General features: G+C 67.1%; 3 protein-coding genes. 1 reads left to right on the top strand and 2 read right to left on the bottom strand.

Annotated features, from left to right (window positions below):
* Positions 1-99: 99 nt before the first annotated feature.
* Positions 100-13,053 (bottom strand): non-ribosomal peptide synthetase, encoded by a 12,954-nt coding sequence (locus tag B2790_RS17125; RefSeq protein WP_286919289.1) that lies wholly within the window; start codon positions 13,051-13,053, stop codon positions 100-102.
* 317 nt (positions 13,054-13,370) lie between these two features.
* On the opposite strand from B2790_RS17125, the gene B2790_RS17120 reads away from it, so the two are divergent.
* Positions 13,371-13,901: an RNA polymerase factor sigma-70 gene (locus B2790_RS17120; protein WP_015271130.1), complete on the top strand. Its 531-nt coding sequence runs from the start codon at positions 13,371-13,373 to the stop codon at positions 13,899-13,901.
* 115 nt (positions 13,902-14,016) lie between these two features.
* On the opposite strand, the gene B2790_RS17115 is transcribed toward B2790_RS17120, so the two are convergent.
* Entirely contained in the window at positions 14,017-15,030 is a 1,014-nt protein-coding gene (locus tag B2790_RS17115; protein ID WP_286919288.1) for a GNAT family N-acetyltransferase, read from the bottom strand.
* Positions 15,031-15,073: the final 43 nt, after the last annotated feature.

The raw sequence follows: 15,073 nt of genomic DNA, 5'->3' as shown, positions 1-15,073 counted from the left end.
TAGGAGCGGCCTTGTGTCGCGAAAGGGCCGCATAGCGGCCCCAGCAATTTCAACTTTTGTGCACCAATCCAGGGGCGGTGCAGGCCTCACCCGCTCAGGTCACAACCCCTCCAGCTCGGCCATCAGGTCACTGAGCCGGTCGACCTTGTCGTCATCCAGCACACTGCCCTGCAGCCCCTGCACATACACCGCCAGCTCCTCCACCGTGCTGCACTCGAACATCGCCCGCAGCGGCACGTTCAGTTGCAGCTGCTTCTGCACCCGCGAGGCGATCTGGGTGGCCAGCAGCGAATGTCCGCCCAGCTCGAAGAAGTTGTCGTGCACCCCGACCCGCTCGGCCTTGAGCACATCCGCCCAGATACCGGCCAGTACCTCTTCCAGCTCATTGCGCGGCGCTTGGTAGGCCTGGCTGTGCTGGCCACCGATGTCGATGGCCGGCAGGGCCTTGCGGTCGAGCTTGCCGTTGGCGTTGTGCGGCAGGCTGTCGAACCAGCCCCAGTGCAGTGGGACCATGTACTCCGGCAACTCGGCACGCAGGCGCTGCTTGAGCTGTTCCAGCAACGCAGCGTCGGCTGCAACGCCCTGATGCGCCACCAGGTAACCCACCAGGTGCTTGCCATTGACGCCCTCCTGCACGCCAACGGCAGCGTCGCGGAGCTCCGGCTGTTCGTGCAGGCGGGCTTCGATTTCACCCAGTTCGATGCGGTAGCCGCGAATCTTCACCTGATGGTCGATGCGCCCGACATACTCCAGCACCCCGCCCGGGCGCTGCCGCGCCAGGTCGCCGGTGCGGTACAGGCGTTCGCCCGGCGCACCATATGGATGGGGAATGAACGCCAGCGCCGTGCGCACCGGGTCGCCGACATAGCCACGGCCCACGCCGGTGCCGGCCACGCACAGCTCACCTGTCGCACCCAGTGGCACCAGCGCCTGGTCCTCGCCGAACAGGTACAGGCGGTTGTTGTCGGTCGGCGTGCCGATCGGCAGGTAGCTGCCACGGGTCGAGGCGGCATCGACGCGGAAGAACGCCACGTCATCGGAGCACTCCGCCGGGCCGTAGGCATTGACCAGGCCGATGTGCGGGTAGCGCTGCAGCCACTGCGCCGCCAGCTCCGGTGGCATGGCTTCGCCGGTCGGCAGCATCCAGCGCAGGCCATCGAGGGCCTGGTGGTCGTTGGCCAGCATGCCCTGGATCAGCGACGGCACGCTCTCCAGCACGCTGATGCCGGTGGCCTGCACATGCGCCAGCAGGCCCTGCGGGTCATGGGCGATGGCGTTCGGCACGATCTCCACCCGGGCGCCGAACAGCGGCGCGGCAAGGAACTGCCACACCGAAATGTCGAAGCTCTGCGAGGCCGTCTGGGCGATCACGTCCTGCTCGCCGAGCGCTAGGTACGGCACCTTGCTCAGCTGGTTGTTGAGCATGCCGCGCTGCTCGACCATCACCCCCTTCGGCAAGCCGGTGGAGCCTGAGGTGTAGATCACATAGGCGAGGTTCTCCGGCCCGCTGTGAATGCCGGGGTTGTGGCTGGCCACCGGGCTGGCCTGGATGTCTTCCCAGACCAGCAGCTGCGGCCGCACCGCCGCCTCCAGCTCGCCCAGCAACTGCCGCCCTTGCCCGGCACAGGCCGCGCTGCACACCAGCACGGGTGTACGGCTGAGCTGGATGATGCTTTGCAGGCGCGCCGCCGGCAGGCCCGGGTCCAGTGGCAGGTAGCCGGCGCCTGCCTTGAAGCTGCCGACGATCATGCCCAGCAGCGGTAGCCCACGCTCGGCCAGCAGTGCCACCGGCTGGTCCACGTTCACACCCGCCGCGATCAAGGCATGGCCCAGGCGGTTGGCCGCCAGGTTCAAGCCGGCGTAGTCGTAGGACGCGTCCAGGCAGCGGGCCACGGTACGTTGCGGATGTGCGGCCACCTGCGCCTCGAACTGCGCGATGTAGCTCTGTTCCAGTGGATAGGCGCGCGCGGTACGGTTGCAGTCCTCCAGCAGGAAGCGCTGCTCTTCGGCGCCCAGCAACGGCAGTGCGCTCATCTCCCCTTCAAAGCCTTGCACCAGCGCCAGCAGCAGGCGCTTGAACTCGGCCAGCAGGCGCTCGACGGTCGGGTAGTCGAAGTAGCGCTGGTCGAACGACAGATGCAGGCCAAGGTCATCGCCCGGGTAGCACACCGCCGTCAGCGGGAAGTTGGTGTGGGTACGGCCCGAGTCGGAGCTGGCATTCAGGTGCTGGGCGTGGTCGAGCACGGCAGTTTCCACCGGCGCGTTCTCGAACACGAACAGGCTGTCGAACAGCGGCTGGCCCTTGGGCAGTTCGCTGCATTCCTGGATCGCCACCAGCGGCAGGTATTCATACTCGCGCAGCTCCATGTTGCGCTCCAGCAGGCCTTGCAACCACTGGCGCACACTGCAGCGCTCACCCGCCACCGGCAATTGCACGCGCAGGGCGACGCTGTTGATGAACAGGCCGACGGTACGCTGCATCTGCGGCATGCTCACCGGGCGCCCGGCCACGGTCACGCCAAAGGCCACGTCGCGGTCGCCACTGTAGCGCGCCAGTACCAGGGCCCAGGCCGCCTGGGCGAAGGTGTTGACGGTGAGCTGGTGGGCCTGGGCCAGCTCGCGCAGGCACACGCCGTCGCTCACCGCCAGGCGCGTATAGCAGTCGCCGACGATCATGCCGCTACCGGCATGGTCGTGGCGCAGCGGGCGGTCGCTGGGGATGGGGGTGGCACGTTCGAAGCCGGCCAGGTTGGCCTGCCACCAGGCTCGCGCGTCGTCCAGGCCCTGGCGTTGCAGCCAGCCGATGTAGTCGCGGTAGCGCGGTGGCACCGGCAAGCGGGCCTGGCGCCCCTCGCCGAGGGCCTGGTAGATCTCGAAGAAATCGTTCATCAACAGCGAACGGCACCAGGCATCGATGAGGATGTGGTGGTTGCTCATCATGAACCAGTAGCGCTCGTCGGCCACACGCACCAGGCGCAGGTGGAACGGCGCCTCGCTGAGCAGGGCGAAACCTGCCTCGCGCTCCTGCTTGTGCAGGGCCTGCAGGCGCTGCTCCTGGGCGTCGTCGTCGAGGCCACGCCAGTCCTGGTAGTCCACCGGCGTGTTGCCCGGCTTGTGGATGATCTGCAGCATCGCCTCGCCGGTGTTCCAGCTGAACGATGCGCGTAGCGCCTCGTGGCGCGCCACCACCGCCTGCCACGCCTGGGCGAAGCGTTCGGGGTCGAGCGCGCTGTTGATGCGGTAGCGGTCCTGCATGTAGTAGAGGCCAGTGCCTGGTTCCAGCAGGGTGTGCAGCAGCATGCCCTCCTGCATCGGCGTCAGCGGGTAGACGTCCTCGATCTGCGCTGCCGCTACCGGCAATGCGTCGATCTGCGCCTGAGTCAGGTGCGCCAGCGGGAAGTCCGATGGCGTGAAACTGCCGTTGCCATCAGCCAGGCAATGTTCGACCAGCGCCAGCAGCTCCTGGCGATAGGCTTCGGCCAGGCTGGCGATGGTCCGCTCGTCGTAGCGTTCGGTGCTGAAAGTCCAGCGCAGTTGCAGGGCGCCGCCATACACCTGGCCATCGACACTCAGCCAGTTGGGCAGCGGTGCATCGAGGTCGTGGGCCAGGCCGGCCGGGGCGTCCAGCGGCTGGAACAGGGCTGTGCTGTCGAACTGCTGGTCGAACTGGCCCAGGTAGTTGAAGGTGATGCGTGCCTGCGGCAAGGCCGCCATCTGCTCGCGCCCTGCCGTATCGGCCAAGTAGCGCAGCACGCCGTAGCCCAGCCCTTTGTGCGGCACCTGGCGCAACTGCTCCTTGATGCGCTTGATCGAGCCTGCCCGCGCCGCATCGTCCTCGCCTGGCAGCGGGCGCAGGCTCAGCGGGTAGGCGTTGGTGAACCAGCCGACGCTGCGGGTCAGGTCCATGTCTTCGAACAGCCCGTCACGGCCATGGCCTTCAAGCTGTACCAGCACTTCTTCATCGCCGCTCCAGCGGCACAGGGCACGCGCCAGCGCGGTCAGCAGCAGGTCGTTGACCTGAGTGTGATAGGCCGCCGGGGCCTGCTGCAGCAACTGCCGGGTCTGCGCCACATCCAGGCCGATGGCCAGGGTACGGGCGTGGCGGTGCAGGTTGCCGCCCTGCGGGTGATCGCATGGCAGTTCACGACGCACACCCCCCAACTGGCCTTGCCACCAGCCCAGCTCGTCGCGCAACGAATCGCTGCCGGCATAGCTGGCCAGGCGTGCGGCCCAGTCGCCGATGGCGTGGGTCTTGGCCGGCAGCGGTTGGCCACGGTACAGCGCTTGCAGGTCTTCCAGCAGCACACGCCACGACACGCCATCGACCACCAGGTGATGGATCGCCAGCAACAGGCGCTGGCCGCCCTGCCCGTCATTAACCAGCAAGGCGCGCAACAGTGGGCCCTGTTCCAGGTCGAGGCTGCGTTGCAGGTCGGTGTACAGCGGTTGGCAATCGGCGAAGTCGGCGACCGTGGCTGTCCACAGCAATTGCCCGGTGGCAGGCGAAGCATATTCGGCCTGCCAGCGGCCCTGGGCCATGCCAAAGCGCAGGCGCAGGCTGTCGTGGTGCTGCACCAGGGCGGCCAAGGCTCGCTCCAGTATCCCCTCATCCAGCGGCTTGCGCGCCTCCAGCAGAACAGCCTGGTTCCAGTGCTGCGGCTGTGGCACTTCACTGTCGAAGAACCAGTGCTGGATCGGCGTGAGGCCGGCCTGGCCCTGGCGCTGGCCCTGTTCGATGCTGCTGGCGGCTTCGCTGCGCTGAACGATGGCGGCCAGGGTCTGGATGGTCTGATGCTGGAACAGGTCGCGCGGGGTGAACTGCAAGCCGGCCTGACGAGCCCGGCTGACTACCTGGATAGACAGGATCGAGTCGCCGCCCAGTTCGAAGAAGTTGTCCTGCACGCCAACCCGGGCAACGTTGAGCACGTCGCGCCAGATCTGCGCCAGTTGCGCTTCCACCTCGTTGCCAGGCGCCTGGTACTGCTGGCGTGCCTGCTCCAGGTCCGGCAGCGGCAGCGCACGGCGGTCGAGCTTGCCGTTGCCCATCAGCGGCAGGCTGTCGAGCAGCACCAGGTGCGCCGGCACCATGTAGTCCGGCAGGTGCTGGCGGGCATCGGCTTTCACCGCGTCGCGCAGCAGGCCCTGGGCCTCGCTGTCGGCAGCGGCCTGCCCGCACACCAGGTAACCCACCAGTTGCTTGCCGCCCGGCAGGTCGAGGGCCAGCACCACAGCTTCGTCGACATCGGCATGCGCCTGCAGGCGGCTTTCGATTTCGCCCAGCTCGATACGGAAACCGCGAATCTTCACCTGCTGGTCGGCGCGGCCGACGTACTCGACCAGGCCATCGCTGCCCAGGCGCACCAGGTCACCGGTGCGATACAAGCGCCCGCCTTCGCTGCCGAACGGGTCGGCGACGAAGCGCTCGGCACTAAGGCCCGGGCGGTCGTGGTAACCCTGTGCCAGGCCGGCACCGCCGACATACAGCTCGCCAATGCCGCCTTGCGGCAACAGGGCAAGGTCTTCGTCGAGGATGTAGGCCGTGCGGCTACCGATGACGCGGCCGATCGGCACGCTGCCCAGTTCTGCCGGCAGTGTCTGTGGTGCCAGGCAGGCCAGCGGCATGACCACGGTTTCGGTCGGCCCGTAGGCGTTGAAGAACTGCTGTGGCGCGAAGGCCTGGCGGATGCGCTGCAGGTGTTCGCCGGTCAGCGCTTCACCACCGGTAATGACCAGGCGCACTGGCAACTGTTCGCCCTGCCCGGCCAGGTACTGCGCCAACTGGCTACCGTAGCTGGGCGTGAAGCCGAGGATGCTCACCTGCTGCTCGCGCACCAGCTGGCAGATGTCTTCGGCGCCCCACTGCCCCTGGGCGCGCAGCACCACGCGGGCGCCACACAGCAGCGGCACCCACAGGCGTTCGCTGGCGGCGTCGAAATTGATCGAATAGAAGTGCAGCTCGCAGTCATCGCTGCGCATGCCGAACGCGTCGATCACCGCCTGGCAATGCATGGCGAACTCGCCGTGGCTGACTACCACGCCCTTGGGCTTGCCGGTGGAACCGGAGGTGTAGATCAGGTAGGCCTGGTGCTGCGGCAGGTTGAGGTTGTCCAGCGGCGCATCGCTGTAGGCCGACAGGCTGGCGCTGTCGTCCTCCAGGCTCCAGCGCGCCACGCCTTCGGGCAACTGCCCCAGGGTTTGCAGCAGCGTGCGCTGGCTGAGCAGCAGGCCGATGCGGCTGTCTTCGATCATGTAGCGCAGGCGGTCGAGCGGGTATTCGGGGTCGAGCGGCACGTAGGCGCCACCGGCCTTGAGGATGGCCAGCAGGCCGACGACCATTTCCAGCGAACGCTCCAGCGCCAGGCCCACGCGCACCTGCGGGCCGACGCCACGCTCGCGCAGGGCGCGGGCCAGGCGGTTGGCCTGCTGGTCGAGTTCGGCATAGGTCATGTGCCGGCCAGCGAAGGTCAACGCGCCAGCGTGTGGCGTGCGCGCAGCCTGGGCGGCGAACAGGCCGTGCACGGTCTGGTCGAGTGCGAGATCCTGCTCGCCCTGCAACTGGCCCGCCAGCACCTGCTGCTCGGCGCTGCTCAGCATCGGCAGCTCGCACAGGCGCTGTTGCGGGTTGTCGAGCAGGCCGGCCAGCAATTGCTGCCAGTGCTCGGCCATGCGTGCGATGCGTGGTTCGTCGAACAGGTCACGGCTGTAGGTCAGGCAGCAACCCAGGCGGCCGTCGAGGTCGGTCACCTCCAGGTACAGGTCGAACTTGGTGGCGCTGGCGTCGTTGACCAGGTAATCCACCTGCATGCCGGCAAGCTGGCGGCTTTGCTGGAAGGCCCAGCGCTGCACGTTGCACATCACCTGGAACAGCGGGTTGTAGGCGCTGCTGCGCGGTGGCTGCAGGGCTTCCACCAGCTGGTCGAACGGCAGGTCCTGGTGCGACTGGCCTTCGATGGCAACCTGGCGTACCTGCTCCAGCAACTGTGCGGCACTCATCTGGCCGTCCAGCTCGCAACGCAGCACCTGGGTGTTGAGGAACGCGCCAATCAGCCCTTCGCTTTCCGGGCGGATGCGGTTGGCCACCGGCGCGCCAATGCGCAGGTCACGCTGGCCGCTGTAGCGGTGCAGCAAGGCGGCCAGGGTGGCAGTCATGGTCATGAACAGGGTCAGGCCGCGCTGGCTGTTGAAGGCATGCACGCGGGCGACCAGCGCCGGGTCGAGCTCGAAGCGGTACAGCTCGCCACGGTGGCTCTGCACTGCCGGGCGTGGGCGGTCGGCAGGCAGCGCCAGCACCGGGTGCTCATCGCCCAGGCGGGCCTGCCAGTAGGCCAGCTGGCGGGCGCCCTCGCCGCTTTCCAGCCATTGCCGTTGCCACACGCTGTAGTCCAGGTACTGCACCGGCAGCGGCGCCAGCGGCGATTCGCGGTCATCGACGAAGGCCTCGTACAGCTCGCCCAGTTCGCGGGCGAAGATGTCCATCGCCCAGCCTTCGGTGACGATATGGTGCAGGGTCAGCACGAAGAAATGCTCGCGCTCTTCGGCTTTGACCAGGCAGGCGCGCAGCAGCGGACCGCGCTCCAGGTCGAACGGCTGGTGCGCCTGGTCGTCGGCCAGTTGTTGCAGGCGTTGTTGGCGGGCATCGGCGGGCAAAGCGCTGAAGTCCTGCCAGTCGAGGTGCAGGCTGCTGTCTTCGGCCACACACTGATACGGCACGCCATCGATGCTGGGGAAGGTGGTGCGCAGGGTTTCGTGGCGCACCACCAGCGCCTGCAACGCACGCTCGAAGGCATCCACATGCAGGGTGCCGCGCAAGCGCGCCATGCCGCCAACGTTGTACGCCGGGCTGCCCGGCTCCATTTGCCAGAGGAACCACATGCGCTGCTGGGAGTACGACAGCGGTACCGCCTGGCGGCGGTCGACACGGGTGATTGCGCCTTGCAGGTTGCGCTCACCGGCAGCACGGATACGCGTGATCTCGGCACAGAAGGCGCCCAGCTCGCTGGCGTCGAACAGGGCCTTGAGCGGCAGCTCGACATCGCAGGCCTGACGCGTGCGCGAGACAATTTGAGTGGCCAGCAGCGAATGGCCGCCGAGGGCGAAGAAGTCATCCTGCAGGCCGATGCGCGGCAGGTTCAGCACTTCACGCCAGATGGCAGCGACCTGCTGCTGCAACTCGGTTTGCGGCTCGATGTGCTCCCGCTGCTGCCACACCGGGGCCGGCAACGCCTTGCGGTCGACCTTGCCGCTGGGGCCCAGCGGCATCTGCGCCAGCGGGATGAGTTGTGCAGGCACCATGTAGGCCGGTAGTTGTTCAGCCAGCACCGTCAGCAATGCATCAGGCTGGGCGCTGCCACTGTAGTAGCCGACCAGTTGCGCGCCTACGGCATCCTTGTGAATCAGCACCAGCGCCTGTTCGACCCCCGGCTGCGCCAGCAGGCAGGCCTGGACTTCCTCGGGTTCGACACGGAAGCCACGCACCTTGACCTGCTGGTCGAGGCGGCCAAGGTATTCCAGCGCCTCGGTCTGCACCTGCCAGCGGGCGCGGTCGCCACTGCGGTACAGGCGCTCGCCATTGCCGTCGGCCTGGGGCACGAAGCGCTCGGCGGTGAGGCCCGGGCGGCCCAGGTAGCCACGGGCCAGGCCTGCACCGCCAAGGTACAGCTCGCCCGGCACACCGGGGGCGGTCAGTTCCAGCTCGTCGTCCAGCACACGGCACAGCACATTGCCCAGCGGGCGGCCGATCGGCGAGCGTTCGCCATCGGTGGCCTGGCAGTGCCAGTGGGTGACGTTGATGGCGGTTTCGGTCGGGCCATAGCGGTTGTGCAACTGCACCTGCGGCAGCACCTGCAGCACGCGGTCACGCAGTACCGCGGACAGCGCTTCGCCACCGGAGAACAGCCGGCGCAGGCTGCTGCAGGCACCCGCCTGCGGCTCCTGGACGAACACCTGCAACAGCGGCGGCACGAAGTGCAGCGTGGTCACGCCATGGGCCTGCACCAACGCGGCGATGCGCTGCGGATCGCGGTGCTCGCCAGGGCCGGCGAGCACCAGCTTGCAACCGGTCACCAGTGGCCAGAAGCATTCCCACACCGAAACGTCGAAGCTGATCGGCGCCTTCTGCATCAGCACGTCGCTGTCGTCCAGCACATAGCTGGCCTGCATCCATTGCAGGCGCTCGGCCAGTGCCGCGTGGGTATTGCCCACGCCCTTGGGCTGGCCGGTGGAGCCGGAGGTGTAGATCACATAGGCCAGGTTGTCGCCATGCAGGTGCAACCCGGGGGCATGGCTTGGCCAGCTGTCCAGGTGCAGCTGGTCGAGGGCGATGGCGCTGACGCCGTCCACCTGTGGCAGCTTGCCCAGCAGGTTGCTGTGGCTCAGCAACAGGCCAGCGTTGCAGTCGGCGAGCATGTAGGCCAGGCGCTCGGCCGGGTAATCGACGTCCAGCGGCACATAGGCACCACCGGCCTTGAGAATGGCCAGCAGGCCCACCAGCAGCTGCGGCGAACGCTCGACGGCGATGGCCACGCAGGTGTCGGGGCCGACGCCTTTGTCACGCAGGTAGTGGGCCAGACGGTTGGCTTGCTGGTGCAACTCGGCGTAATCCAGGCTGCCACCGTCCCACACCAGGGCGGTGCGCTGCGGGGTCAGGCGTGCCTGCTCATTGAGCTGTTCGACCAGCAGGCGCTGCGGCGCCGCAGCGGGTGCCTCGCCCCAGCTCAGCAGTTGCGCGCGGCCAGGCTCGTCGAGCAATTGCACCTCGCTCAGCGCCCGCTGCGGCCCGGCACACACCTGCTCGAGCAGGGCCAGCAGGTGCTGGGCCAGGCGCTTGACGGTGCTGGCATCGAACAATTCGGCGGCATAGTCGAAGGCCAGGCTCAGGCGGCCCTGGTGGTCTTCTTCACTGTGCAGCTGCAAGTCGAACTTGGCTTCGCGACTGTGCCACGGCAGCTCTTCGGCCAGCAGGCCCGGCAGGCGGCGCAGGGCAGACAGGTCACGTTGCTGGTGGTTGAACATGACCTGGAACAGGCCTTGCTCGCGAGCCTCGGGCAAGGCTTCGAGCAGTTGCTCGAACGGCAGGTCCTGGTTGGACTGGGCATCCAGGGTGGCCCGGCGCACCTGGGCCAGCAACTGGTCGAACGGCAGGCGGCCATCGAGTTGCGCACGCAGTACTTGGGTGTTGATGAAGAAGCCGACCATGCCTTGGGTTTCCAGGCGCGGGCGGTTGGCGTTGGGCACGCCGACACGGATATCGGCCTGGCCACTGTAGCGGTGCAACAGCGCCTGCCAGCCGGCCAGCAGGACCATGAACAGGCTGGCCTGCTGTTCGCGGGCCAGGCCCTTGAGCGCTTCGGTGAGCCTGGCCGGTACCTTGAGGTTGAAGCGGGCGGCGCGGTGGTCGCGCTGGCTGGTGCGCGGGTGGTCGGTGCACAGGTCGAGCACCGGCAGTTCATCCCCCAGACGCGCCTGCCAGTACTGCAGCTGACGCTCGGCCTCGCCTGCGGCCAGCCACTGTCGCTGCCAGGTGCCGTAGTCGGCATAACCCAGGGTCAACGGTGCCAGGTTGGCTTCGAGGCCCTGGCAATGGGCGGCGTACAGTTTGGCGAATTCGTCGAGCAGGATGTTCAGCGACCAGCCGTCGGCGACGATATGGTGCAGGGTCACCCACAGTTGATGGTGTTCATCGTCCAGGCGCGCCAGGGTCACCCGCAGCAACGGCCCCCGGGTCAGGTCGAACGGCTGGCGAGCTTCGGCTTCACGCTGGGCGGCGACCTGTTCAGCGGCCTGGCCTTCGAGGTCCAGGCGGCGAAGGTCGAACGGCTGCTGCGCCTGGATGCGCTGCAGGGCCTGGCCGTTCTCTTCGGCAAACAGGGTACGCAGCGATTCATGGCGCGCCACCAGCGCCTGGAAGGCCGCTTCCAGTGCGTTTTCGTCCAGTTCGCCGCGCAACTGCAGGCCGGCCGGAATGTTGTAGGCCGCCGACTGCGGGTCCAACTGCCACAGCAACCACAGGCGGTTTTGCGCCAGCGACTGGGGCAGCGCCTGGGTGCGTTCCAGGGTAGCGATGGCGCCGACCCGGCCACCGCCTTCGGCGATGATCGCGGCCACGGCCTTGGCGTAGTCAGCCAGTATCGGCGCCTCGAACAGGGTGCGCAGGCCCAGCTCGATACCCAATTCATCGGCCAGGCGTGCGGTGGCGTGGGTGGCGGCGATGGAGTTGCCACCCAGCAGCAGGAAGTGGTCGTATGCCGCCACCGCCTCGACCTTGAGGATGTCGCGCCACACACCGGCGATGCGCGCCTGCAGCTCATCGCCAGCGGCATCCGTGGCAACGGGCTCGCTCACCTCAGGGAAGCGGGCGTAGCAGTCCAGGCTGCCATCGTCCATGCGCAGGCGGCAGGCAGAACGCTGCAGCTTGCCGCTGGAGGTCTTGGGCAGTGCGCCGGGGTTCAGCAGCAGGACCACGGCCGGGGCCTGGCGGCAGGCGTCGGCGATCACCTGACGCAGGGTCTTGATCAGCGCGTGGGGCTTGATCGACTTCTGCACGTTGCGGCTGATTTCCACCGCCACGCCAATGCCCTCCTCGCCTTGCTGCTCGACGGCGAACACTGCCACCCGGCCTTTGCGCAGCACATCCACTTCGCGCTCGAGGGTCTTTTCCAGGTCCTGCGGGTACAGGTTCTGCCCGCGCACGATCAGCATGTCCTTCAGGCGCCCGGTGACGAACACTTCCCCTTCGCGCATGAAGCCAAGGTCGCCGGTACGCAGCCAGGTCTGGCCGTCCATGTCGACGAAGGTGCGGGCGCTGGCCTCGGGGTTGCGCCAGTAGCCCAGGGCGATGCTCGGGCCGCCGGCCCAGATCTCGCCCACCTGGTTGTCCCCCAGCACCTGCAGGCGTTGTGGTTCGACAATGCGCACGGTATGCCCGGGCTGCGGGTAGCCACAGCTCATCAGCACACTGCCCTTGCCAGGTTCCGCACGGTTGTCGGCAAAGGCTTCGGCGTCCAGCTCCAGCGCGGTGATGCCCTGGCCACGGCGGCTGCCGCTGACGAACAGGGTCGCCTCGGCCAGCCCGTAGCTGGCGAAGAAGCTCTGCGGGTCGAAGCCGCAGGCCTGGAACTTGTCGGCAAAGGCCGCCAGGCTGTCCTGGCGGATTGGCTCGGAGCCGGAATAGGCCACCCGCCAGCGGCTGAGGTCGAGCCCGGCCAGGGAGGCCTCGCTGACCCGCTCGCTGCACAGCCGGTAGGCGAAGTCGGGGCCGCCGCTGATGGTGCCGCCGTACTCGCTGATGGCCTGCAACCAGCGCAGCGGCCGGGCCAGGAAGTAGCCCGGCGACATCAGCACACAGGGCACGCCGCTGAAGATCGGCTGTAGCAGGCCGCCGATCAGGCCCATGTCGTGGTACAGCGGCAGCCAGCTGACGATCACATCGTCGGGGTTGAGGTCGATGCCAAAGCCTTGGCGGATCAGCTGTTCGTTGGCCACCAGGTTGCCATGGCTGACCTGCACGCCCTTGGGCAGTGCGGTGGAGCCGGAGGTGTACTGCAGGAAGGCGATGTCATCACCCTTGAGCGCGGGCTCGCGCCAATTCGCAGCCAGTGCCGGGTCCAGGCTATCCACCATCAGCAGTTCGGGGGCGTTGGCCGCCGCCAGGGCATCCAGGCCTTGCAGGCTGTCGTGCAGGGCCGCGACGGTCAGCAGCAGGCGCGGCTCGGCGTCGTCGATGATCGACAGCAAGCGCTGCTGGTGGTGCTGGCGCGCGGACTCCGGCGGGTAGGCCGGCACCGCAATCACGCCGGCATACAGGCAGCCGAAAAACGCCGCTACATAGTCTGGCCCGCTGGGGAACAACAGCACCGCGCGGTCGCCGAAGCTGGCCCGGGTTTGCAAGGCAGCGGCGATGGTGCGCGCACGCTGATCGAGGTCCCGGTAGCTGAGCACGGCCTGCTCGCCGGGAGCGTCGGCCAGAAAGCGCAAGGCGACTTTGTCCGGGGTCTGTGCGGCGCGTTGCGCCAGGGCCTGGACCAGCGAGAGCGGGAGTTCGAAGGCGTCCGTCATGGGGTGTTCCTGCCAGTGTCTGTTTGGGGCGGGCCGGCTGCTGCGCGAACGTGGGCGCAGCGGCATGTGGCGGCCTGAGGTGTACACAGGGGAACGGATGGGCGGGGGGAGAAATTAGCGTGCCATGGCACCGGCAAGGGCATCACGCAGGCCCTTTCGCGGGCAAGCCCGGTGCCGCAGGCTTAGAACCGAAATGCACGGTTACCAATTACATTTCGCATTTGACAATCATTATCATTCTGAATAGCTTGTCGCCCGTCGTAGGAAGCTTCCCAAATTTGGGTGCGTCCTTTCCCCTCTGTGACAAGGTGATTTCCATGGCGGAACAACTATCCACAAGTAAGTGCGATTCACCATTACTGCAGGCCTTCGTCGACAACCGCAGCATCCTGGTCAAGATCGCTGCCCGCATCACCGGCTGCCGATCGCGCGCCGAAGATGTGGTGCAGGACGCCTTTTTCCGGCTCAGCGCCGCCCCGCAGATCACATCGTCGTTCAAGGCGCAGCTGAGCTACCTGTTCCAGATCGTGCGCAACCTGGCCATCGACCACTATCGCAAGCAGGCGATGGAGTTGAAGTACTCCGGCAGCGAGGAGGAAGGCCTGAACGTAGTCGTGCAGAACGCCTCCCCCGAAGCCACCCACATCAACCTTGCCGCGCTGGATGACATTGCCGAGGCGCTGAACGAACTGCCCCAGCGCACCCGCTATGCCTTCGAGATGTACCGCCTGCATGGCGTGCCGCAGAAGGACATTGCCAAGGAGCTGGGAGTGTCGCCGACACTGGTCAACTTCATGATCCGGGATGCGCTGGTACATTGCCGCAAGACGGCCAGTCGGCAGGCCTGATCAGGCAGAGTCTGCTTCTTCGCGGGCACGCCCGCTCCCACAGGAAAAGCACAGACCTCAAAGACTGAGGGGGACCTGAGGGAGCAGGCGCGCCCGCGAAGAAGCCACCTCGATATCAAGACAGTTTGCAGCGATCGAAAAACCGCTCCCGCCCCAGAATCATCAACGCCGCGCGCTTGTGCGGAAAGTCGAACTCCTTGTCGCAATGGAAGCACTGGTCGTGCATGTAGCCGATCATCTTGCCGTTGTCGGCACGCGGCTCGGCCACCACCCGCTGGGTGCGCGGGTCATCCAGGAACAGGTAGTGCACCAGCGCCGATAGCCAGCTGGCCACCTTGTGCGGCCCGCGATGGCTCTCCTCCCCTACCAGCATGTGGATGCCACGGTCGTAGTCATCGGCTGGGTAGAACGGCGCAATGCGGTCTTCCTTGGCCCAGTACGCCTCGAAGTAGGCAAACGGCTGGTCATCGAAGCAGCCGATCAGCGTCAGGGCATGCGGGTCGGCCTCGAGCTTGCCCAGGTATTCACGGTGCTGCGCCAGGGTGCCACCCTCCTGCCAGAACGCCTCCACCCGTGGGTTGTTCTGCCAGCGGTTGAAGCGCTCCAGGTCATGTTCGATTTCCAAAGTACGCAGTGACACCCAACTGCCCAGGCGCGTATCGAAGCGCCGGTACACCTCGCCACGAGGCTTGGGCGCGCGGCGTGGGTGGCGCTTGCCGTTGCTGATCTGCATTTGCTGCGGGTATGCCACGCTGACCGACTCGCCCAGCCACGGCTGTGGCAGCTGCCAGAACAACGCTCGCTCGCACAGGTATTGGCCAGGCTGCTCGCCGGCCAGCAGCAGGCCACTGGTCAATGCCTGGGGCAACGCCTCGGGCAGGTACCAGGCCAGGCGCTGGCAGGCGGTGTCGCGGGCCAGCAGCCAATAACAGGCGGCCCACAAGGCCTGATAGGGGCGCTCGGGGCACAGCCGCTCCAGGTGAACATGCAGGGTAGCGCCCACCTCCAGGCGCAACTGGATCAGCGGGCGGCCTTCGAGGGACAGGCTCAGCCAGCTGTCGCCCTCCTCGGCACTGAGGCTGCGCCAGCGTGGCGCTGACTGGGGCTGCGAAGCGGCATCGAACGGCATGGGCTTGACTCACGGCAATGAAGAAAAGGCTCACTGCTGAGAA

This window comes from Pseudomonas sp. UBA6753 (assembly GCF_002453565.1).
GTDB classification, from domain to species: Bacteria; Pseudomonadota; Gammaproteobacteria; order Pseudomonadales; family Pseudomonadaceae; genus Aquipseudomonas; species Aquipseudomonas putida_Z.
This window is presented reverse-complemented; position numbering and strand designations above follow the sequence as displayed.